We start from the raw sequence: 21463 nt of genomic DNA, 5'->3' as shown, positions 1-21463 counted from the left end.
GACCCCAAATGGCAATCAACTTCCTCCACGACCATAAACTCCCTATCTTGGATCTTTTCCAGAATGCCGATCTGCCCAGCTTCACCACTCTTTTTTCAGAGATCAATACTGATATGGGCAATAGTCAGATCTGGGTTGTGCTGTTACTAGCATGTTTAATGTTAACGCTGCATGGTGTTGCCGTTCTGATGATCGCAGGAGCATTCCACTGGATTGATCACAAGTTAGAAAACAAGAAAATTTACGGCGCAAACTTTTTTTCATACTTCGTGGCTATTCTTTTGATTATTGCGAGCCACTTCATCGAAATTATTGCCTGGGCATATATCTGTGTGGCGCTCAAGGTATTTGCCACTAATCCTCAGACTTTTTACTTTGCTGGCGAAATGTATACAACCGTTGGATATGGTGATTACACGCTTTCTGAGCACTGGAGAATCCTGCCGATCATCATTTCTTTTTCGGGAATTTTTGCAGTCTCCATGTCTGGGGCTGCTTTATATTCCATGATGGGTGCATTACTAGGACGGTCTAATCAAAATCCAAAATCTGGGTCAGGGTTCTAGTTTCAGGGCTGAATTGCTTTAGGCACAGGGTTCTTTTGCTTGAAAACAAGTTCAAGCACCCTACCATTTGACTCTAGAGAGCGTATGCGGCCAGGCAGCCAATCCAAGTCCTTCGCAAGCCAAATATCAACTTGACGCTTGTAAGGGCTACTCTCAAGCTGCATCAAGGCATAGTGACGATTGATCGTTTTACCCATGCTTGGAATGTCTTCAGAGACATTTTCTCCATAGCTTTTAAAGTTCCACATCTCCAGGGTGTTGTAGTCAACCACCGGAATGCTGCGTATTGTGCCAGCCTCATCCATTTTGCTATTGCCATTTAACAGCGAAGCTAGCTGGAAAATTAGGCTAAAGCGATCTTGAGTGCCAGGTAATATTGCGGGCGTGTATTCAGGTTTTTCAGAAAAGAACATCTGCCCTTCCCCTTTTTCATTTCGATCAAATCGAGAGTAGCGCGGTGTTCTTGTTCCGCGTTGCGACCAATAAATACTGGGAGCAATCCCATAGGCGTCTACCGAGCCGCGTGATTCAAATACAAAAGGGCCGACAAAAGCATAGGGAATATTGATATAGAGACGATAGCTATTGCCGTCGACAATCCAGTCAATTTCTCCGGTTTGATACTGCTGGCCATCGACATAAGCATCGTAATAAATAATCCCAGATTCCGGTAATTTGAATGCCGCCCCAGATTGATCTCCTATAGCGCCGTTTGCTCCAGCCCCGTCAGACTTGACCCCTGTCTGCGCATTTGATGATGAGGTCTGTTTGTCAGCTACCTTTTTAGCAGACTTAGTCATCTGGATTTTCTTAGGCGGTTCCGCTTTTAACTCAGTCCTGATGATGAGATCTTCAGCAATTGGTGGCAGCTCATTAAATGAAAAAAAAGGAAGGCCAAAAAATAATAGGAGATGCCCAACCACTGAAAGTAGTAAAGCAGCAAAAATTATTCGCAGCGATTTCAACTTGGGGCAACCAAAATAACTACCCCACCCTGTCTTTACATTCAGGAGAAACCCTCCAAAAGGCGGCTATTTTTGGGGAGATTGGCAGCCAAGAAATCCATCTGGTCTGACAAAATATTACGTCCTTTAAGAATCATGTCCTCATAAAGGCTTGGTAAATAAGGCGTGTATAACAAACCCATACCAGCTTGCTCAGGTGTACGGTTACCTTTGCGTTGATTGCAGGGCCTACAAGAGATCACTAAATTCATCCAACTATATTGACCGCCGCGACTGTTGGGGATGATGTGTTCTGCCTCTGCGTGATTTTCATGAATTGCATCGCCACAATAGGCGCATAAACCTCTATCGCGTTTATAAAGCTTGTGCTTCGTGATGACGGGCACAACATCAAAAAGATTGATTTTGGCGCTACCCTTTACTGCGATGATGGAGTGAAGCTCAATAACAGATTGCTTGCCGGTGGCACGAGAAATGCCACCACGCATTTTGAATATGGGATCACCTAGAGTCCATATGACGCTGCTATCAGCATATTGCTTTGCAGCTTCTTCTGGATTAACCCAACCCTGGGGAATTCCACCTGCGTCTAATTTCAAGATGCTCAGCACAAACCCTCCTTTCTAGGCTTCATCATGCAGATGAAAGTCGTTTGGATCATCTTACAGAAGAAGATGTCGGCAATCAATTGACCCTACCGTGAGATGAACTGTATTACCTTAGGTAAGTGCTCTGGATACTCAGCAATGCCATGGTCGCTGCCTTCTAGCACTAGTTGCTCTGCACCTTTGTAAAACTCCACCATCTCACGCCAATCTAACAATTCATCGCCTTTTGCAGCCATTAAAAAATAACGAGAGGGCTTGGTTATTGACTCCACTTGAAGCGCATTTAGTTCATCGATATATTCTGGACGAAAATCAAACGGCTCATCTGAGTCATAGGAAGTCAACATGCCAACATGGGGAGCTAGCTCTCTTGGGGCTCTTACGGCAGGATTTAAGGCTACCGCTTTGCAGCCATACTTCTCGGCAAGATAATTGGCGTAGAAGCCACCTAATGAGGATCCGACAACCACCAAACGATCATGTTTTGAGTCATGGATATGTTTTTCTACTAGATCCATACTCGCCTTAGGAGATGCTAAAAGCTGTGGGCAAAACCACTCAATGGGATTTTCTGGTGTTGCTAAAGCTTGAATTGCCTCACCTGTAATAACGGCCTTACTAGATCGAGGCGATGATCGAAAGCCATGAAGATATACAAGCAATGTTGAAGGCATATGAAAATCCTAAAGTCTATTGAGTGATTTGATCCAATCCAACCCTGATTGGGTTTGGGTAGCCGGCTTGTATTCACAGCCAATCCAGCCTTGGTAGCCTATCCGATCGATCAGTTTAAAAAGATATGCGTAATTAATTTCTCCAGTACCGGGCTCATGTCGACCCGGATTATCAGCCAATTGAATGTGGGCAATCCTAGAGATATTTTTCTCTAATGTTTTAGAAAGCTCACCCTCCATGCGTTGGGCATGATAAATATCGTATTGAATATACACATTATCAACGCCAACTTCATTCAGAATTTCTAAAGCTTGCTGGGTTTTTGATAAATAGAATCCGGGAATATCAAATGTATTGATTGGCTCAATCAGTAATTTAATATTGACCTTTTTGAGCTCAGCTGCCGCATATCGTAAGTTTGCAATCAATGTTGCTTGCAACAGCTCTTGACTCAATCCAGCAGGTGCTTTTCCTGCTAAGCAATTGAGTTGACCCACCCCTAGCACTTTTGCATATTCAATTGCTTTGGCAACACTTGCTTTAAATTCATCCATGCGATCTGGAAGACAGGCAATCCCTCGCTCCCCCTCATCCCAATCTCCAGCAGGCAAATTGTGAAGCACCAGACGTAAGTTATTTTGATCCAGTTTTTGACGAATTTCACCTGCCTTATAGGCATAGGGGAAAAGAAATTCAACGGCCTTGAATCCAGATTCTGCTGCTTTTTCAAATCGATCCATAAAGGAATGCTCATTAAATAGCATGGTGAGATTTGCTGCAAACTGGGGCATTTCACATCCTTTAGAGTGAATCAATGTATTGGTTGATCTTAACAAACCCCGAGCAGCTCAGTCTTACAGGGGCCTATACCTCTTAATAGGTCTAATTGACCTTCAAAATAGGCTAAGATTGAATTTAGTAGTTATTTAAATAAGGAAAACTAATATGAAATTTGCCCCGATTGCTATGATGCTTGCTGTGCTTTTCGCAGGTACGACGGCGGTTAATGCCCAAACACCCTCCACAGCTGGTGCCGCTAAGCCAGTTGTAATCGATGCAGCTGTTACTGACAACGTCTATCAGCTCTATGAAGGTGAAGTTGTTAAGGTCGATAAAAAAACCCGCACAATTACATTTAAAAACAAAGAAGGCGAATCTAAATTTGTGGCTGGTCCAGATATTAAGAACTTTGACCAAATCAAAAAAGGTGATCGCGTTAACGTTAACTATGAATTGGCTGTAGCTATTGAGTTGATTAAAACCAAGAGTGATGGCGTTCGTACAAAAGTAGAAACCAATACAGTGACAAAATCAAAGGCAAATGAAAAGCCTTCTGAAACAATCACCAATCAGACAACCATCATTGCCGATATTGTTGAGGTAAATCGTGAGAAGAAATTGGTTTCCGTTAAGGGCCCCAGCGGCAAAATCACCACTGTTACTGTAAAAAACCCCGCCCTTTTGGCTGACGTTAAAGTCGGTGAGCAGGTAAAAGTCATTTACTTTGATGCAATGGCAGCCTCTATTACCAGCCCTAAGAAGTAATCTTTTCAACTAACTCTGCGATATGTAGAGCTAGTTAGTCATTAAATAAAAAGCCACCCACAGGTGGCTTTTTATTTAGCAATACTAATTTACTTGATCAGATCCAAAAATTGGACATTATTGTTGATATTCCCGAAAGAGGATGAGTCATAGGCGAAGTTACCATTAGTGGTGAACAAGAACATATAGGTCTTCATTGGGCCATCGCCACCTGACCGTTCTTTTGCGTTGACATCACAGACCACCATCCAACCAAACTTTGGAGTCTCAAAAGCCAGCGCTCTTGCCCAGGCCTTACGTGGAGGCGAACATTCTTTTTTTGCCATATCTGGGTTATTCACGGCAGACTTAAGATAAGCATTCACTTCTTTATCTACTGCTGCCTGATTAGGTTGAGGCGGGAATTTGGCTTGCGCAATTTCTTGTTGGGTCACAGGAGCGGCGCAAGCAAATAATGACACTGCTGCAACGAGACCTAATAATTTGGTTTTCATAAATGATCCTATTGGGAGAAAAGTGAATTTGAGAGTAATTCTTGCTTGATTCATTATATTTGCTCGGCTTTGTATCTGTAGTGACTCAATCCTGAGACGATGGGAACCTCATTAAAAAATCTATAGAACAAAATTAGTAAGGATAAAAAAAGCCACCCCGCAGGATGGCTTTTTGGTAACGCTTTTGGTAACAAGGTAGATTATTTGTCACAAACCCTTGTGATACCTGTTGTCTTGGCGGAACGGACGGGACTCGAACCCGCGACCCTCGGCGTGACAGGCCGATATTCTAACCAACTGAACTACCGCTCCAAATACATCGAGTAACGCAACATCATACCTCTTTACTACTACCAGAAGAATCTGGCGTCCCCAGGGGGATTCGAACCCCCGTACTCACCGTGAAAGGGTGATGTCCTAGGCCTCTAGACGATGGGGACCTGGACTACAACAAACTGCTATTTTAAATGCTTGGTGGAGATAAGCGGGATCGAACCGCTGACCTCTTGCATGCCATGCAAGCGCTCTCCCAGCTGAGCTATACCCCCCGAAATCTCGCGATAAAACTACAAGACATTCAAAACAATCCAAGATTTTATCCTATTTTTGTGCAGGTGCGCAAATTCCCTAACGGACCACCTTAGAGAGCCTTTGTATAGCCTCTTCTTTGCCCAATACCACCAAGACAGAATCAATGGCTGGGGTTTGTGTTGTGGCAAATAATGCGTATCTGACAGGCATTGCTAGAGCTGGCATTTTGAGTTGATGCTTGGCCAATACTTGCTTAAATACCGCGCCATAGGCCTCTTTTGTTGGCTCAGACTGTGAAATGGCATCAATCAAATCTTTTAATGCCGGCACAATATTCTCAGGAATATTTTCTTGGATTTGATCAGGGCTTAAGCTTGGTGCAGGCAAATAGAAAAGCTTTGCCCCTTCGGCAATTTCTATCAATGTATTAGCGCGGTCTTTTAGTAACCCAACCACTTGAATAAAGTCTGGTCCAGATTCGGTATCAATACCAAGTTCATGAGCAAAAGGTTTTGTGGATTCAGCTAACTTCGCTGGATCTGCATTTTGAATGTATTGATGGTTGAGCCAAAGCAATTTTTCTGGATTATGTTGTGCTGGAGAACGCCCTAAACTTTCCAAATCAAACCAACCAACAAATTGCTCTTTGGTGAAAACTTCAGCATCGCCATGAGACCAGCCCAGGCGCGCTAAATAATTCAGAATTGCTTCAGGCAGATAGCCTGCCTTTTGGTAATCGCGCACGCTCATAGCGCCATTACGCTTACTCATCTTCTCGCCTAAATCATTCAAAACTGTTGGCAGGTGGGCATATACGGGTGGGGTACCGCCAAGCGCTTTCATGATGTTGATTTGTCTGGGGGTGTTATTGACATGATCATCGCCGCGGATGACATGGGTAATCTTCATATCCATATCATCGATCACAACGCAGAAATTGTAAGTAGGCGTACCGTCCGGCCTTGCAATGACTAGATCATCCAGCTCATCATTGCTAATCTCAATCTGCCCTTTTACTGCATCATTCCAGATGACTGAACCGCCAATGGGGTTCTTAAAGCGAATAACCGGATTAACTCCCTCGGGAATGTGTGGCAATGTTTTTCCAGGCTCCGGTCTCCAGAGTCCGTTGTAGCGCGGCTTTTCTTTATTAGCCATTTGTTGATCGCGCAATTGATTGAGCTCTTCCTCGCTCATATAGCATGGATAAGCCAATCCGGCATCAAGCATCTGCTTTACCACTTCTCGGTAGCGATCAATCCTCTGCATTTGATAAATAGGGCCCTCATCTAAATCTAAGCCCAGCCAAGACATGCCTTCGATAATGACGTCCACTGCTTCTTGAGTGGAGCGCTCAAGGTCAGTATCTTCAATGCGAAGAATGAAGTCACCCTTATTGTGACGCGCAAATGCCCATGGATAGAGCGCGCTGCGAAGATTTCCCAGATGAATAAAGCCCGTGGGACTAGGGGCGAAACGTGTACGAATATGCATAAATCACATTATCTCAGGTCGGCAATCCCGGGACTAAATCTCAAAAAAAGTGGATACTTTGCCTTATGAATGAATTGCTTGTATTTATGTGTGATGGCGCTCCAGTTAGGGGTGAAATAGTCTCAATTGGAAGTGCCTGGCAGGCCGTTTTAGAGCGCCGTAATGACCCCCCGGCTGTGCGCCGAATTCTGGGTGATTTTGTGGGAGCTGCCACCCTATTAAGCGCCAGTCTCAAGTTTGATGGAACTTTGATTATTCAGGCGCAAAGCAAAGGACCGATTCAGCTGCTGGTAGTGGAATGTAAATCTGATCTATCCATGCGAGCAACTGTCAAATTATCGGTAGATCCTTCTGAAATTGCAGTCGATGCAACGCTTGCTGAGCTTCTCGATGTCACCCAAAGCGGAAGACTTGTCATCACCTTAGATCCATCTGATCGCGAACCAGGCCAAGCCCCCTACCAAGGCATTGTAGCCTTGCAAGATCATCAGGGCTCTGTGATTAAGCCGGTCTCAAGCGCGGCTGAAGCTATTGCCTTATATATGCAGAACTCCGAGCAATTAGATACACGAATTTGGCTTGCATCTAGTGATACGCATGTCGGTGGATTATTGCTGCAGCGCTTGCCTAATTCAGGGGGACATGCCCACCTTGATCCGCAGGTGGCAGCCGAAGGTTGGTCCCGCATTCAAACACTTGGTGAAACCATTACTGACGAAGAGCTACTAACCCTTCCACCTGAGACAATTTTGAGGCGCTTATTCCTGGAAGAGTCTGCTGAAAACGGCGTACGCAGCTTCCCTGCTCGTCCTATTCGGTTTTCCTGCAGATGCTCACGTAGTAAGGTAGCAGATATCTTGCGCATGCTTGGTGAGGAAGAAGTTCAAAGTATTCTTGCTGAACAAGGCGCTGTTGAAACTGTTTGTGATTTTTGCGCAAAACCCTATCGCTTTGATGCGGTTGATTGCCTGCAAGTGTTCAAAACAGATTTACTTAGTGATGCTACTCGTCCGCCCTCTAGCGGCCACTAATCAGTATTACTGCTTAGTAGCTTTTGCATCACCTGTTTTATCCGCAGGCAAAATTTGCACGAAGAACTCACCCTCTTTAATGAGACCATGCTCAACACGGGCACGCTCTTCAATTGCTCGGGTTCCATCTTTGAGATCTTTGACATCGCCAGCTAGCTTGGCATTGCGCAGAGCTAAGAGGCTATTTTTAGCCTCTTGAAGCTCTACCTGACGTTCCATCTCATATACCTTGAGCCATCCACCCTTACCCAGCCAAAGCGGGTACTGGATTGCTATTAGCAATACCAGCATGGAGTAGATGACAATCCGCATCGCTATAAAGTCTTAAAATTAGCGCTTCAGGTTATAAAAAACAGACTTACCCGGGTAGGTTGCTACATCACCCAAGTCTTCTTCAATACGCAACAATTGATTGTATTTAGCAATACGATCAGAGCGCGATAAAGAACCGGTCTTAATTTGACCTGCATTGGTTCCTACTGCAATATCAGCGATAGTGCTGTCCTCAGTTTCACCAGAGCGATGTGAAATCACAGCAGTGTAATTTGCACGCTTAGCCATCTCAATAGCTGCAAATGTTTCTGTCAGGGTACCAATTTGATTAATCTTAATCAAGATTGAATTAGCAATACCCTTTTCAATACCTTCTTTCAGAATGCGTGTATTGGTAACGAATAAATCATCACCAACTAATTGAATTTTCTTGCCAAGTTTTTGGGTGATATCAGCCCAGCCGTCCCAGTCGCTTTCATGCATACCATCCTCAATCGATACGATTGGGAATTGATCAGCCAAGTTACCAAGGTAGTCGGAGAACTCACTTGAGCTCAATTGCAGGCCTTCCCCAGCCAAATGGTATTTGCCATCCTTGTAGAATTCGCTGGCAGCGCAATCAAGAGCTAATAAAACATCTTCACCTGCTTGATAGCCTGCGCCTTCAATAGCTTTCATAATGGTTTGGAGACATTCATGATTACTCTTAAAGTTTGGAGCAAAACCGCCTTCATCACCTACAGTAGTTGGCATCCCTTGTGCCCCCAAAATCTTTTTGAGCTCATGGAAAATTTCTGCGCCACAACGTAATGCATCACGGAAATTTTCAGCGCCAACTGGCATCACCATAAATTCTTGAATATCCAAACTGTTATTGGCATGTGCGCCACCATTGACGATATTCATCATTGGGACAGGCAATTGCATACCGCCAGAACCGCCAAAATAACGATACAAAGGCAGGCCAGCCTCTTCAGCGGCTGCTCTCGCAACAGCCATCGAAACAGCTAATGTTGCATTGGCACCTAAACGCGCCTTGTTATGAGTACCATCCAATTCAATCAGAGTGCGATCTAAGAAGGCCTGCTCGCTTGCGTCAAGACCAAGAATCGATTCAGCGATTTCAATATTGATATTTTGGACGGCTTTGAGAACACCCTTGCCTAAGTAGCGAGCTTTGTCTCCATCACGCAATTCAATCGCTTCGCGTGAGCCTGTAGATGCCCCTGAAGGAACAGCTGCGCGACCCATAACACCAGACTCAAGTAAAACATCGCATTCAACTGTTGGGTTTCCGCGTGAATCTAGAACTTCTCTACCGATGATGTCAACAATGGCGCTCATGCACCTTCTCCTTAAAACAATATGAAATGGGTTTGAATAACTTACTTAAAGCTATCTTCTAAAAACGTTCCGGTTGATTTAACAACATCGTCAATTGCAAGTAATGATTGCAGCAGGTCTTTCATGCGGTCTAACGGCACCGCATTAGGGCCATCAGATAATGCTTTCGCAGGATCGGGATGGGTCTCCATGAAGAGGCCGCTGATACCTACAGCCACTGCTGCACGAGCTAAAACGGGCACAAACTCACGCTGCCCACCACTAGAGCTACCTTGACCGCCAGGCAATTGAACCGAATGAGTGGCATCAAAAACCACAGGTGCCTTGGACTCACGCAAAATTGCCAAGCTACGCATATCAGAAACAAGATTGTTGTAACCAAAGGAAGCGCCGCGCTCACAAACCATAAATTGATCCGGAAGATTCATTTCCGCCGCTGCAACACGAGCTTTTTCAATCACATTGAGCATCTCGTGTGGAGAAAGGAACTGACCCTTCTTAAAATTCACAGGCTTACCGCTTTGGGCACAGGCCCCTATGAAATCGGTTTGTCTGCAAAGAAAAGCGGGTGTCTGCAAAACATCCACAACGCTAGCTACATCTGCAATCTCGCTGATGTCATGTACATCTGTGAGAACCGATACACCGACTTGTTTTTTGACTTTAGCCAGAATCTCCAATCCCTTTTCCATTCCTAAACCACGGAACGATGTGCCCGACGAACGGTTGGCTTTATCAAACGAAGATTTATAGATAAAAGGAATTTTTAAGGTCGAGGTAATTTCTTTTAACTGGCCGGCAATATCAATCGCAGACTGCTCGGACTCAATGACGCAAGGTCCAGCAATTAAAAAGAAGCGACGATCTAAACCAACGTCATACCCGCATAGCTTAAATGTGCTCATATTTTTCCTTTATGCAGCCTGCTTTTCAGCAACATTTTGATGCTCCAGTGCAGCCGTAATAAATGCCGAGAACAAAGGATGTCCATCACGCGGGGTGGAAGTGAATTCTGGATGAAACTGAACACCAAAGAACCATGGGTGGATAGATGCCGGTAATTCCATCATCTCCGGCAATTCTTCATTAGGTGTTCTGGCAGAAATAATCAGGCCAGACTGCTCAAGCTGAGGAACGTAGGTGTTATTTACTTCGTAGCGATGGCGATGACGCTCATTGACTTCAGATCCATAAATGCGGTGGGCCAAAGTGCCTGCTTTAACAGGGCAACGTTGCGAACCAAGGCGCATCGTGCCGCCTAGGTCGGAATCATTTGTGCGTTTCTCTACTCGCCCTTCTCTATCTAGCCACTCTGTAATAAGAGCAACCACAGGCTGCTCTGCCTGTTGATCAAACTCGGTACTATTCGCCTTACTGAGATTTGCAACATGGCGGGCAAATTCAATAACAGCTAATTGCATTCCAAGACAAATACCTAAATATGGCACATTATTTTCTCGAGCATAACGAATTGCTGCAATCTTGCCCTCTGTACCGCGCTTACCAAAGCCGCCAGGAACCAAAATAGCGTCTAGCTGCTTCAAGCAATCTACACCATCTTTTTCAATTACTTCTGAATCAATATAGTTGATATTGACACGCGTATGCGTGTGAATACCTGCATGACGCAACGCTTCAATTAATGACTTATAGGATTCAGTTAACTCAACATATTTACCGACCATGCCAATAGTCACTTCATGCTGAGGGTTGGCCATTTCGTAAACCAGATTAGCCCATACAGAAAGATCTGCCGGTTTTGCTTTAAGGTCAAGTTGTCTGCATATCAACTCATCCATGCCCTGTGCGTGCAGCATTTCAGGAATCTTATATATCGTATCCACATCCCAAACTGAAATAACAGCTTCTTCACGGACATTAGAGAAGAGAGAAATCTTTGCACGTTCATCTTCGGGGATCGGACGATCTGCGCGGCAAAGCAATACGGTTGGCATGATGCCAATCTCGCGTAACTTTTGCACTGAATGTTGGGTAGGTTTAGTTTTTAACTCGCCGGCGCTGTTGATATAGGGCACGAGGGTCAAATGAACAAAGGCGCAGTCGTTGATCGGCAAGCGTAAGCTCATTTGCCTTGCTGCTTCTAAAAACGGAAGAGATTCAATGTCACCGACAGTCCCGCCAATCTCGCAAATAGCCACATCTGCTTTGCCATCGTGACTTGCTTTAGCGCCGCGCTCTACAAATGCTTGAATCTCATTAGTAATGTGCGGAATGACTTGAACTGTTTTTCCTAAGTATTCACCACGACGTTCTTTGCTAATGACAGATTCATAAATCTGTCCAGTAGTGAAGTTATTGCTTTTACGCATCTTGGCTGATACGAAGCGCTCGTAGTGACCTAAGTCCAAGTCGGTTTCTGCACCATCCTCAGTAACAAAAACCTCTCCGTGTTGGAGTGGGCTCATAGTGCCCGGGTCAACGTTGATATATGGGTCTAATTTTAGGAGGGTGACTTTCAGGCCGCGGGATTCGAGAATCGCGGCAAGCGAGGCAGCTGCGATTCCTTTCCCTAAAGAAGAAACCACACCACCAGTGACAAAAACGTATTTGGTCATCGCTTAAGCTCTGTTGGAAAAAGTAATTATAACGACAGAGGATCAATCCACGACAAAACTGGAAATCAGTAATATGGGCTTTCTTACTTCAATTTGGCTATTTTTTGACCCTATGCGCCTTCTATTTACCGTTCTCTTAACCCTCCTTTCCCTCTTTTATTTCCTCCCATTTGCCATCGCTTTTAATAAGAAAAGAGCCAATTCAGGCGCTATCTTTGCCTTAAATCTATTCCTAGGCTGGTCGCTGGTTGGTTGGGTTGTCGCCTTGGTTTGGGCCATGAAGGATGAGAAAGTCCTTTAAAGCGGGTCCGAATAACCCTATCCCGAGCCTATGGAATATAGGATTTATTGCGGAAAAACCCTTATTTTTTTAACAATTTAACCCTTTGAGAGCAATTTAGCCTTTCAAAGTCTTATATAAGACTTAAATAAGTAACTATAATCACCCTAATCGGGAGAAAATTCCCTTTTGGCCTTTCTATTGACCACTTTTACCTCATAGGAAACACAATGTTAGAAGCCTATAACGCCCAAGTAGCCGAACGTGCCGCCCTTGGCATCCCCGCCCTTCCTTTAACCAAAGATCAAACCGCTGAATTGGTTAAATTGTTAATTAATCCACCAGCCGGCAAAGAGGCTGAGCTTTTAGAGTTAATTACAAACCGCGTTCCCGCTGGCGTTGACGAAGCGGCAAAAGTAAAAGCTGAGTTTTTAGATACGGTCGCTAAAGGAACAGTCAAATCCCCTTTAATTACACGAGTCAAAGCTACTGAATTGTTGGGTACTATGCTAGGCGGATACAACATTAAACCGCTAGTTGAGTTATTAAGTGATGCTGAATGTGGCGCCGCTGCAGCTGCTGCACTCAAGAAAACTTTATTGATGTTTGACTACTTCCATGACGTTCAAGAGTTGGCGGAAAAAGGCAATGCTAATGCCAAGTCAGTATTGCAAAGCTGGGCTGATGCCGAATGGTTTACTAGCCGTCCAGCCGTTCCAGAAAGCATGAAGCTCACTGTATTTAAAGTAACCGGTGAAACCAATACTGACGATCTATCACCCGCTCCTGATGCGTGGAGTCGTCCCGATATTCCTTTGCATGCAACAGTGATGTTGAAGAACCCACGTCCAGGTATTGAGCCGGATGAAACTGGTGTTCGTGGTCCGATGAAACAAATTGCTGAGTTGCAGAAAAAAGGAAACCAAATTGCTTATGTAGGTGACGTTGTTGGTACTGGCTCATCCCGTAAATCAGCTACCAACTCTGTGTTGTGGTGGACAGGTGTAGATATTCCTTTTGTTCCAAATAAGCGCTTTGGTGGTGTTTGCTTAGGCACAAAAATTGCACCGATCTTCTTCAACACCATGGAAGATGCTGGCGCATTACCGATTGAGCTTAATGTCTCTGATATGAATATGGGCGATGAGATTGAACTCCGCCCTTATGAAGGTAAAGCCTTTAAAAACGGTAAAGAAATTGCTTCTTTCTCACTCAAGTCACCAGTAATTCTGGATGAGGTTCGTGCAGGTGGGCGTATTCCTTTAATCGTAGGTCGTGGTCTAACAGCTAAAGCACGCGCAGCCCTTGGTTTGCCAGCTTCTACTGAATTCCGTGTTCCTGTTAGCCCTCCTGACAACAAAAAAGGTTTCAGCTTGGCTCAGAAGATGGTTGGCCGTGCATGTGGATTACCAGAAGGTCAAGGTGTTCGCCCAGATACATATTGCGAGCCACACATGACTACAGTGGGCTCACAAGATACTACTGGTCCAATGACCCGTGATGAGTTGAAAGACTTGGCTTGCCTAGGATTCTCTGCAGACTTGGTAATGCAATCTTTCTGTCACACATCCGCATATCCAAAACCAGTAGACATTCGTACGCACCATGAGTTACCAGCATTTATGACTAACCGCGGCGGTGTTTCATTGCGTCCAGGTGATGGCGTGATTCACAGCTGGTTAAATCGTTTGCTCTTGCCTGATAATTGCGGTACTGGTGGCGATAGCCATACTCGCTTCCCAATTGGTATCTCCTTCCCTGCCGGCTCAGGACTGGTGGCGTTTGCTGCTGCTACTGGCGTGATGCCTTTAGATATGCCTGAGTCTGTATTGGTTCGCTTCAAAGGAAAAATGCAGCCCGGCATCACATTGCGTGACTTGGTTAATGCGATTCCTTTGTATGCCATTAAAAAAGGCTTGTTAACTGTTGAAAAACAGAATAAGAAGAACGTTTTCTCTGGCCGCATTTTGGAAATCGAGGGCTTGCCTGATCTGAAGGTTGAGCAAGCATTTGAGTTATCTGATGCTTCGGCTGAACGTTCTGCCGCAGGTTGCGCTATTCAACTAAGCAAAGAACCGATCATCGAGTACATGCGCTCTAACATCACATTGATGAAGTGGATGATTGCAAATGGCTACGAAGATAAGCGTACTTTAGGTCGTCGTATTAAAGCAATGGAAGCTTGGATCGCTAAGCCAGATTTACTCAAGGCCGATGCAAATGCAGACTATGCCGAAGTAATTGAAATCGACATGAGCGAAATCAAAGAGCCAATCTTGGCCTGCCCAAATGATCCTGATGATGTGAAATTCTTATCTGAAGTTTCTGGCGAGAAAATTGATGAAGTATTTATCGGCTCTTGTATGACAAACATTGGGCACTTCCGCGCAGCAGGTCAAGTTCTCCAAGGCAAAAAGGATATGCCTACTCGTTTATGGGTAGCTCCTCCTACCAAGATGGACCAAATGATTCTGACCGAAGAAGGATATTACGGCATTCTGGGTGCTACAGGAGCTCGCATGGAAACTCCAGGCTGCTCACTCTGTATGGGTAACCAGGCGCAGATCCGTAAAGGCTCTACTGCAGTCTCTACATCAACACGTAACTTCCCGAATCGTTTGGGTATCGATACTCGCGTGTACCTGGCTTCTGCTGAGCTTTCAGCTGTTGCAGCACTCTTAGGTCGTTTACCAACGCCGCAAGAGTATTTCGAGCAAGTTGAATCCTTGAATGCTAAATCTGGTGAAGTTTATAAATACATGAACTTTGACAAGATCAAATCATTTAGTGATGTTGCTGATACTGTAACTATTTAAGTCAGGCATGTCAGCCTCTTTTTGAGGGGCTTACTAAGCAAAAAGGCGATCTGATGATCGCCTTTTTTGTTGCCCTAGATTTCAGGCTTTTTAAATAGAAAGTTTTGAATCTTGACGTGCATTCTCGCGGCTTAAGCCAGAAACCCACTTATTGGTAGGCAATCCAGTCTTCTCGAGAATTAATTTTGCTCTTTTAGAGACGTCTTTCCATTCAGCCTCAAGCCTAGGCCCCTTAAAAGCGATGGCAACAACGTTGCAATCATGAGACTCAGGAAATAGCAGTACCCTGTTATCAAATGCTTCGCAGATGTTCTTTAAATTCACTTCAAAACTTTTATGACGTGAAAATAAATTCACGGTCAATACGCCTGGACCTTTCAGAATATCAAAGCAGCCTTTGTAGAAGTCTAAAGAACTCGCAGCAGGACCATCGCAGATAGCGTCATATAAATCCACCTGAACAGCATCAAACTGACCGCGGTACTTTTTATCCTTAACAAACTTTTTCGCATCCGTTTGGAGAGTTTCTAATTTACGGTCGTCATCGGGCGTAAAAAACATGGATCTAGCCGATACGATTACTGCAGGATTGAGTTCTACTACAGCTGTCTTCACGGCTGGGCAATAACGATGCTGAAATTTGGTCAATGCACCAGTACCTAAACCTAATTGAGCAATCCGCATCCCAGGCTTGGTTTCCAAAAACAATAACCAGGCCATCATCTGCTGGTTGTACTCAAGATAAATCTCATCGGGGTCGCGTAAACGCATTGCCCCTTGAATTAACTCAGTGCCAAAGTGCAAATAGCGTATGCCACCACTTTCAGAAAATGTAACCGGTTCCATCTGTAACGAGATTATTTCGCCCAATTGCGGGCATTACGGAATAGACGCAACCAAGGGCTAGCGCCGTCTGGCGTGTTCAACCAGTCAGGCGGACACCAACTCATCTGCGCCGCTCTAAATACGCGCTCTGGATGAGGCATCATCACCATAAAGCGACCATCAGGAGTAGTAACACCTGTTAACCCGCCTGGGGATCCATTAGGATTCATTGGATAAGTTTCCGTAGGAATACCTTGATGATCTACAAATCGGAAAGAGGCTAATCCCTGCTTTTGAATCTGCTCTAAATTACCTTGCTGGCTAAAGTTGGCGTAGCCTTCACCGTGAGCGATTGCAATCGGAATTTGACTGCCTTCCATGCCTTGAGTAAAGATCGACGGAGAAGACATAACTTCCGCCATAACCAAACGCGCTTCGTACTGCTCTGATTGATTGCGGGTAAATTTAGGCCAAGCCTCTGCGCCCGGAATGATTCCCGAAAGATTGCTCATCATTTGACAACCATTACAGACTCCTAATGCAAAGCTGTCCTGGCGATTAAAAAATGTAGAAAATTGATCACGCAGCTGTTGATTAAAGAGGATGGTTTTGGCCCAACCCTCACCAGCACCTAACACGTCGCCATAACTAAATCCGCCACAAGCGATTAAGCCTCTGAAATCTTCGAGCTTGGCCTTGCCGCTGAGCAAGTCAGACATATGGACGTCATAGCTATCAAAGCCAGCCCAGTTTACGGAGTAAGCCATTTCTACATGAGAGTTCACACCCTGCTCTCGCAAAATAGCAACTTTGGGGCGAGCATTTTTAGCTATGAAAGGGGCTGCTATGTCATCGGCGACATCAAACGTGAGCTTTGGACTCATGCCTGGATCAGAGATGTTATCTAAGAGTGCAAATTCACTATCAGCACAAGCTGGGTTATCGCGCAAGCGAGCTATTTGATAGCTGGTATTAGCCCACATCTTTTGGAGCACTTCACGCGGCTCTGCAAAAATATTCTTTGCATCACGCCAAATTTCAATACGGCCATTCGTGTTTGGCTTACCAATGACGTGACTGTAAGCACTCAAACCTAACTTCCTGAGCACTGCAAATACGGCATCACGATCTTCTTTTCGGACTTGAATAACAGCACCAAGCTCTTCGTTGAACAAAGCACGCATAGTTTGCTCATGACGACGCCCTGAAACTTGTTGAGCCCAGTTCTTAGCATCTCCGTAGTCGGGCTCTTGCCCTGCATCCATGGCAATCATGTCTACGTTCATAGAAATGCCGCAATGTGAGGCAAATGCCATTTCCGCAACGCATGCTAACAATCCGCCATCAGATCGATCGTGATAAGCCAACAGCTTGCCTTCTTTACGAAGTTCAATGATTGCAGACGCTAAGGATTTGAGATCTTCTGGATGATCGACATCAGGAGCAGATTTTCCAGATTGATCTAAAACTTGAGCCAAAATACTGCCGGCCATGCGATTTTGTCCACGGCCCAAATCAATTAATATGAGCTCAGTCTCCATGGGAGATCCTGCTTGATTCTTCAATTGCAGAAGCGGTGTTAATGTCTTACGTACATCTTGCACAGATGCAAATGCGGAAATAATTAATGAAACCGGGGCAACCACTTTTTTAGATTCATTACCGTCTTGCCAAGCAGTAGACATAGATAAAGAATCTTTGCCCACCGGAATAGAAATTCCGAGCGCAGGACATAACTCCATACCAACCGCTTTCACAGAGTCATACAGCTTGGCATCTTCACCGGGCGCTCCACAGGCAGCCATCCAGTTTGCTGAAAGTTTTACGCCTTGAAGACTGGTGATATCTGCAGCCAATAAATTAGTAATGGCCTCACCAACAGCCATACGAGCTGCAGCAGGTGCATCGATAACGGCCAATGGGGTTCTTTCGCCCATAGACATCGCTTCACCACGATAGCCCTTGTAGTCCATCATGGTGACTGCACAGTCAGCGACAGGAACCTGCCATGGTCCAACAAATTGATCACGGGCATTTAGACCGCCCACAGTTCGATCGCCAATCGTAATTAAGAATGATTTGCTAGCGACAGTTGGCTGTTGCAAAACCCAAGCTATTGATTGCGCTAAATCCGCATCAGTTACATTTAATTCTTTAAATTCTTGTGGGACCCGTTTGACATCCCGATGCATCTTGGGAGGCTTACCCAAAAGGACCTCCATCGGCATATCAATAGGCGATGCTGCATCAGTACCAGCAGCTTGCTTAGTATCACTTAATGTCAGTTGACGTTCCGCAGTAGCTTCCCCAACAACTGCGAATGGGCAACGCTCACGCTCACAGAAAGATTTAAACAAATCTAAATCTTTTACATCAATTGCTAGAACATAGCGTTCTTGAGATTCGTTGCACCAAATTTCCGCAGGACTCATGCCGCTTTCTTCTAGCGGCACACTACGAAGCTTAAAAGCAGCCCCTAGCCCGGCACCATCAGCAAGCTCTGGAAATGCATTGGAAAGACCACCTGCACCAACGTCATGAATAGAGACGATCGGATTATTCTCGCCAAGCGCACGGCAAGCATTAATGACTTCTTGCGCCCTGCGCTCCATCTCTGGGTTACCGCGTTGTACTGAATCGAAATCCAGATCCGCAGTATTGGTACCAGTAGAAACTGAGCTACCCGTAGCACCGCCCATACCAATTCGCATTCCAGGGCCGCCAAGTTGAATTAGGAGGTGACCTGCTTGTATTGATTTTTTAGCAGTGTGAATCGAATCAATGCTGCCTATACCGCCAGCAATCATGATGGGCTTGTGATAACCGCGACGAGTACCATCTAAAGTTTGCTCAAAAACTCGGAAGTAACCACCCAAGATCGGCCTACCAAACTCATTATTGAATGCAGCTCCGCCTAGTGGGCCTTCAATCATGATTTGCAAAGGTGTGGCGATGCGCTCTGGCTTACCGTATTGCTCAGCTTCCCATGGCAAAGCTGTGCCCGGGATATTTAAGTTGGATACGGAGAAGCCAGTAAGACCTGCTTTAGGTCGGCCGCCAACACCCGTTGCGCCCTCATCTCGAATCTCACCGCCGGCACCGGTAGATGCGCCAGGAAATGGTGCAATCGCTGTGGGATGGTTATGAGTTTCTACCTTCATTAGGGTGTGAACTAAACGCGTATCTTTTTCATAGCGATGATCTGCCCCCTGCGGAATCCAAGTTTCTGCTTCGCATCCGGCCATCACGGCTGAATTATCAGAGTATGCAACTATGGTTCCTTCTGGTTGCAATTGATGCGTATTGCGAATCATGGCGAATAAAGAACGCTCTTGATCGTCACCATCAATTGTCCAACTGGAATTAAAGATCTTATGACGGCAGTGTTCGCTGTTTGCCTGAGCAAACATAATCAACTCAACATCAGATGGATTACGTTGAAGACGAGTAAAGCTTTCGGCGAGGTAAACCACCTCATCATCCGATAAAGCAAGACCTAATTCTTGGTTTGCCTTATCAAGCGCCGCCCTACCTTCAGTCATCACAGGTATACGTGCTAATGGCTTATCTTCTAATGATTGGTATAAAGCATTTGCTGCTTCTGTTGAATCAATGACTGTTTCAGTCATCCTGTCATGAACTGCAGCAAGCACCAATGCTTTTTGTTCTGGAGTTAGCGTCTTTTTGCTCTTCCAAGAAAACTGTACGCCACGCTCAAGACGCAGAACATCTAAACCACATTGACGAGCAATATCGGTTGCCTTACTTGCCCATGGCGAAACAGTTCCGAATCTAGGAATAACAATCGCACACTGATCTTCTGATTTGCCTGCTCCGAACCAAGACTTACCAGGATTAATTTTTGAATGAAATGGTTGACCATAGGTCAATAGACTGGCCATGACCTCTTGGTTTTTGGCATCCAACTCCGCTGGAGACCAAATAAAATGAAGGTATTGAGCTTCAATAGACTCAAGATCAACCCCTTGGGTGGCCAAAGAAGCTAAAAGGCGCTGTTGGCGGAAGGGGGAAAGCGCATCTGCGCCAGGCAAAAAGTGGAAAAAAGACATCCCTAGATTATAAGGTTTTGCCTACAGTAATCGGCCACCCTGAAGGTGTAACTGCCGTTGGCACCGATCCGCCAAGGCCTGGTCATGGGTAACCAAAATTAGGGTCGATTTATTGGCCCGATTTAGCTCAAAAAGGAGCTCAATAACCCGGTTTCCACTAAGTTCATCCAAGCTCCCAGTTGGCTCATCGGCAAACAAAATGGAAGGCTTCATGATGAAAGCCCTTGCTAGGGCTACGCGTTGCTGCTCTCCACCAGAGAGGGTTTTGGGGAAATGGTTGGCTCGCTCCTCCAGGCCTACCTGCCCAAGCCAATGCAGAGCATTCTCTTTGGGCAATTCTAGTCCGTTGAGTTCGGCAGGGAGCATCACATTTTCTAACGCAGTGAGGTGCGGCAAGAGTTGAAAGGATTGAAAAACAAAGCCTACATTTTTCCCCCTTAAGAGCGCCCTTCCATCTTCGTCTAAATCATTGAGGTTTTGAGAGACTAAATCCACATGTCCGCTAGTAGGTGTCTCCAAACCAGCTAGCAGACTCAGTAAGGTGCTTTTACCGGAGCCAGATGCTCCCGTAATGGCAACGCTCTCGCCTCGAAAGACATCAAAGCTAATGTCGTGCAAAATAGTTAACGATCCGTCACTAGATAAAACTTGTTTACCTAGGCCAATCGAACTAAGGACCTTTGTTGGAATACTCATAAATGAATCAATATATTGGGTTGAGCTTCTTGAGTAAAAAAATGAGAGCGCTAATATATGCTGTTGCTCTATTTTGCCTGTTTATTTCCTTTGGCACAGTAGCCCAGACAAAGCAGACCATTCTGGTGATGGGTGATAGCCTTTCAGCCGAATATGGTCTCGCACGTGGGACTGGCTGGGTCAAATTACTGGAAGGGCAATTACAGAATCAAGGCAGTCCTTGGACTGTTTTCAATGCCAGCATTAGCGGCGAAACAAGCTCTGGTGGCCTCTCTAGATTACCAAAACTACTAGAGCAAAAGAAGCCGGGTATTGTGTTTCTGGAGCTTGGAGGAAATGATGCATTACGCGGACTATCGATCCAGGAGTCTGAAAGGAATTTGCGCAAGATGATTGCACTTAGCAAGCAATCTGGCGCAAAAGTATTGCTTTTTGGAATGCAGATTCCACCCAACTATGGGCAGGACTACGCAAAGCAATTTAAGGATATTTATACAAAACTGTCACAACAAGAGAATGTGGAATTACTGCCCTTCTTTTTAAATGGTGTTGCCTCAGACTTGAGTCTGTTTCAAGCTGATCGGATTCATCCGAATGAAAAAGCCCAATCCATTCTATTTAAAAACGTATGGGGCGCTATGGCCTCATATCAAATATTGCTTAAAAGTAACTAA

At 45.1% G+C, this 21463-nt stretch carries 19 protein-coding genes and 3 tRNA genes; 6 read left to right on the top strand and 16 right to left on the bottom strand.

Annotated elements, in window-relative coordinates; genetic code table 11:
* Positions 1-8 precede the first annotated feature (8 nt).
* Positions 9-566 carry an ion channel gene (locus tag PKF022_RS05005; RefSeq protein WP_281776053.1) on the top strand — a complete coding sequence of 186 codons (558 nt, stop codon included), beginning with the start codon at positions 9-11 and terminating at the stop codon, positions 564-566.
* A 2-nt stretch (positions 567-568) separates the two neighbouring features.
* On the opposite strand, the gene PKF022_RS05000 is transcribed toward PKF022_RS05005, so the two are convergent.
* From PKF022_RS05000 to hyi, 4 genes are all read right to left on the bottom strand, one after another.
* Positions 569-1366 (bottom strand): DUF3108 domain-containing protein, encoded by a 798-nt coding sequence (locus tag PKF022_RS05000; RefSeq protein WP_281776052.1) that lies wholly within the window; start codon positions 1364-1366, stop codon positions 569-571.
* Positions 1367-1572: 206 nt separating this feature from the next.
* Positions 1573-2142, bottom strand: a complete 570-nt coding sequence (locus tag PKF022_RS04995) for an HNH endonuclease (protein ID WP_281776051.1) — start codon at positions 2140-2142, stop codon at positions 1573-1575.
* Positions 2143-2225: 83 nt separating this feature from the next.
* Positions 2226-2813 carry a YqiA/YcfP family alpha/beta fold hydrolase gene (locus PKF022_RS04990; RefSeq protein WP_281776050.1) on the bottom strand — a complete coding sequence of 196 codons (588 nt, stop codon included), beginning with the start codon at positions 2811-2813 and terminating at the stop codon, positions 2226-2228.
* Between the two features lie 9 nt (positions 2814-2822).
* Positions 2823-3605 (bottom strand): hydroxypyruvate isomerase, encoded by a 783-nt coding sequence (hyi, locus tag PKF022_RS04985; protein ID WP_281776049.1) that lies wholly within the window; start codon positions 3603-3605, stop codon positions 2823-2825.
* A 154-nt stretch (positions 3606-3759) separates the two neighbouring features.
* On the opposite strand from hyi, the gene PKF022_RS04980 reads away from it, so the two are divergent.
* The gene (locus PKF022_RS04980; RefSeq protein WP_281776048.1) at positions 3760-4359 is read left to right on the top strand and encodes a hypothetical protein; all 600 of its coding nucleotides are present in this window, start codon (positions 3760-3762) and stop codon (positions 4357-4359) included.
* An 89-nt stretch (positions 4360-4448) separates the two neighbouring features.
* Here the strand turns inward: PKF022_RS04980 and PKF022_RS04975 are convergent, their stop codons facing one another.
* The 5 genes from PKF022_RS04975 to gltX all read right to left on the bottom strand — a co-directional run bounded on the left by PKF022_RS04975 (position 4449) and on the right by gltX (position 6878).
* The gene (locus PKF022_RS04975) at positions 4449-4853 is read right to left on the bottom strand and encodes a hypothetical protein (RefSeq protein WP_281776047.1); all 405 of its coding nucleotides are present in this window, start codon (positions 4851-4853) and stop codon (positions 4449-4451) included.
* Positions 4854-5088: 235 nt separating this feature from the next.
* Positions 5089-5165 (bottom strand) — tRNA-Asp (locus PKF022_RS04970).
* A 52-nt stretch (positions 5166-5217) separates the two neighbouring features.
* Positions 5218-5293: transfer RNA gene (locus PKF022_RS04965), tRNA-Glu, on the bottom strand.
* 32 nt (positions 5294-5325) lie between these two features.
* Positions 5326-5401, bottom strand: a tRNA-Ala gene (locus PKF022_RS04960).
* A gap of 79 nt (positions 5402-5480) precedes the next feature.
* On the bottom strand, positions 5481-6878 hold the full coding sequence (gltX, locus tag PKF022_RS04955) for a glutamate--tRNA ligase (RefSeq protein ID WP_281776046.1): 1398 nt from the start codon (positions 6876-6878) through the stop codon (positions 5481-5483).
* A 65-nt stretch (positions 6879-6943) separates the two neighbouring features.
* Between gltX and PKF022_RS04950 the strand changes: the two genes are divergently transcribed.
* Complete coding sequence (locus PKF022_RS04950) at positions 6944-7909, top strand: Hsp33 family molecular chaperone HslO (RefSeq protein ID WP_281776045.1); 966 nt, start codon at positions 6944-6946, stop codon at positions 7907-7909.
* A 6-nt stretch (positions 7910-7915) separates the two neighbouring features.
* Here the strand turns inward: PKF022_RS04950 and ftsB are convergent, their stop codons facing one another.
* Genes ftsB through PKF022_RS04930 form a run of 4 tightly spaced genes read right to left on the bottom strand, consistent with a single transcriptional unit; the run spans position 7916 to position 12102 of the window.
* Complete coding sequence (ftsB, locus tag PKF022_RS04945; RefSeq protein WP_216231820.1) at positions 7916-8221, bottom strand: cell division protein FtsB; 306 nt, start codon at positions 8219-8221, stop codon at positions 7916-7918.
* Positions 8222-8239: 18 nt separating this feature from the next.
* Positions 8240-9526, bottom strand: coding sequence for a phosphopyruvate hydratase (eno, locus tag PKF022_RS04940; protein ID WP_216231819.1), 1287 nt, complete (start codon positions 9524-9526; stop codon positions 8240-8242).
* A gap of 41 nt (positions 9527-9567) precedes the next feature.
* Positions 9568-10431 (bottom strand): 3-deoxy-8-phosphooctulonate synthase, encoded by an 864-nt coding sequence (gene kdsA / locus PKF022_RS04935; RefSeq protein WP_281776044.1) that lies wholly within the window; start codon positions 10429-10431, stop codon positions 9568-9570.
* A gap of 9 nt (positions 10432-10440) precedes the next feature.
* Positions 10441-12102 carry a CTP synthase gene (locus PKF022_RS04930; RefSeq protein WP_281776043.1) on the bottom strand — a complete coding sequence of 554 codons (1662 nt, stop codon included), beginning with the start codon at positions 12100-12102 and terminating at the stop codon, positions 10441-10443.
* 13 nt (positions 12103-12115) lie between these two features.
* Here PKF022_RS04930 and PKF022_RS04925 point away from each other — a divergent pair, with 13 nt between their 5' ends.
* Both PKF022_RS04925 and PKF022_RS04920 read left to right on the top strand, forming a co-directional pair.
* Positions 12116-12403 carry a superinfection immunity protein gene (locus tag PKF022_RS04925; RefSeq protein ID WP_255532745.1) on the top strand — a complete coding sequence of 96 codons (288 nt, stop codon included), beginning with the start codon at positions 12116-12118 and terminating at the stop codon, positions 12401-12403.
* Positions 12404-12612: 209 nt separating this feature from the next.
* Positions 12613-15198: a bifunctional aconitate hydratase 2/2-methylisocitrate dehydratase gene (locus PKF022_RS04920; RefSeq protein ID WP_281776042.1), complete on the top strand. Its 2586-nt coding sequence runs from the start codon at positions 12613-12615 to the stop codon at positions 15196-15198.
* A gap of 90 nt (positions 15199-15288) precedes the next feature.
* Here PKF022_RS04920 and PKF022_RS04915 read toward each other — a convergent pair whose 3' ends face one another.
* From PKF022_RS04915 to PKF022_RS04905, 3 genes are read right to left on the bottom strand one after another with little or no spacing between them, the layout of a single operon-like run.
* The gene (locus PKF022_RS04915) at positions 15289-16044 is read right to left on the bottom strand and encodes a spermidine synthase (protein WP_281776041.1); all 756 of its coding nucleotides are present in this window, start codon (positions 16042-16044) and stop codon (positions 15289-15291) included.
* Positions 16045-16055: 11 nt separating this feature from the next.
* Positions 16056-20093: a phosphoribosylformylglycinamidine synthase gene (gene purL / locus PKF022_RS04910; RefSeq protein ID WP_281776040.1), complete on the bottom strand. Its 4038-nt coding sequence runs from the start codon at positions 20091-20093 to the stop codon at positions 16056-16058.
* A 21-nt stretch (positions 20094-20114) separates the two neighbouring features.
* Positions 20115-20789, bottom strand: a complete 675-nt coding sequence (locus tag PKF022_RS04905) for an ATP-binding cassette domain-containing protein (protein ID WP_281776039.1) — start codon at positions 20787-20789, stop codon at positions 20115-20117.
* A gap of 2 nt (positions 20790-20791) precedes the next feature.
* On the opposite strand from PKF022_RS04905, the gene PKF022_RS04900 reads away from it, so the two are divergent.
* Positions 20792-21463 carry an arylesterase gene (locus tag PKF022_RS04900; protein WP_281776038.1) on the top strand — a complete coding sequence of 224 codons (672 nt, stop codon included), beginning with the start codon at positions 20792-20794 and terminating at the stop codon, positions 21461-21463.

The organism is Polynucleobacter sp. KF022 (genome assembly GCF_027924105.1).
Taxonomy (GTDB): domain Bacteria; phylum Pseudomonadota; class Gammaproteobacteria; order Burkholderiales; family Burkholderiaceae; genus Polynucleobacter.
The sequence above is the reverse complement of the archived record's forward strand: the minus strand, read 5'-3'. Positions and strand labels throughout refer to the sequence as shown.

Coding starts and splice junctions, on each gene's coding strand:
- PKF022_RS05005 (WP_281776053.1), top strand. CDS start 9: ATGGCAATCAACTTCCTCCACGACCATAAACTCCCTATCTTGGATCTT.
- PKF022_RS05000 (WP_281776052.1), bottom strand. CDS start 1,366: ATGACTAAGTCTGCTAAAAAGGTAGCTGACAAACAGACCTCATCATCA.
- PKF022_RS04990 (WP_281776050.1), bottom strand. CDS start 2,813: ATGCCTTCAACATTGCTTGTATATCTTCATGGCTTTCGATCATCGCCT.
- hyi (WP_281776049.1), bottom strand. CDS start 3,605: ATGCCCCAGTTTGCAGCAAATCTCACCATGCTATTTAATGAGCATTCC.
- PKF022_RS04980 (WP_281776048.1), top strand. CDS start 3,760: ATGAAATTTGCCCCGATTGCTATGATGCTTGCTGTGCTTTTCGCAGGT.
- PKF022_RS04975 (WP_281776047.1), bottom strand. CDS start 4,853: ATGAAAACCAAATTATTAGGTCTCGTTGCAGCAGTGTCATTATTTGCT.
- gltX (WP_281776046.1), bottom strand. CDS start 6,878: ATGCATATTCGTACACGTTTCGCCCCTAGTCCCACGGGCTTTATTCAT.
- PKF022_RS04950 (WP_281776045.1), top strand. CDS start 6,944: ATGAATGAATTGCTTGTATTTATGTGTGATGGCGCTCCAGTTAGGGGT.
- ftsB (WP_216231820.1), bottom strand. CDS start 8,221: ATGCGGATTGTCATCTACTCCATGCTGGTATTGCTAATAGCAATCCAG.
- eno (WP_216231819.1), bottom strand. CDS start 9,526: ATGAGCGCCATTGTTGACATCATCGGTAGAGAAGTTCTAGATTCACGC.
- kdsA (WP_281776044.1), bottom strand. CDS start 10,431: ATGAGCACATTTAAGCTATGCGGGTATGACGTTGGTTTAGATCGTCGC.
- PKF022_RS04930 (WP_281776043.1), bottom strand. CDS start 12,102: ATGACCAAATACGTTTTTGTCACTGGTGGTGTGGTTTCTTCTTTAGGG.
- PKF022_RS04920 (WP_281776042.1), top strand. CDS start 12,613: ATGTTAGAAGCCTATAACGCCCAAGTAGCCGAACGTGCCGCCCTTGGC.
- PKF022_RS04915 (WP_281776041.1), bottom strand. CDS start 16,044: ATGGAACCGGTTACATTTTCTGAAAGTGGTGGCATACGCTATTTGCAC.
- purL (WP_281776040.1), bottom strand. CDS start 20,093: ATGTCTTTTTTCCACTTTTTGCCTGGCGCAGATGCGCTTTCCCCCTTC.
- PKF022_RS04905 (WP_281776039.1), bottom strand. CDS start 20,789: ATGAGTATTCCAACAAAGGTCCTTAGTTCGATTGGCCTAGGTAAACAA.
- PKF022_RS04900 (WP_281776038.1), top strand. CDS start 20,792: ATGAATCAATATATTGGGTTGAGCTTCTTGAGTAAAAAAATGAGAGCG.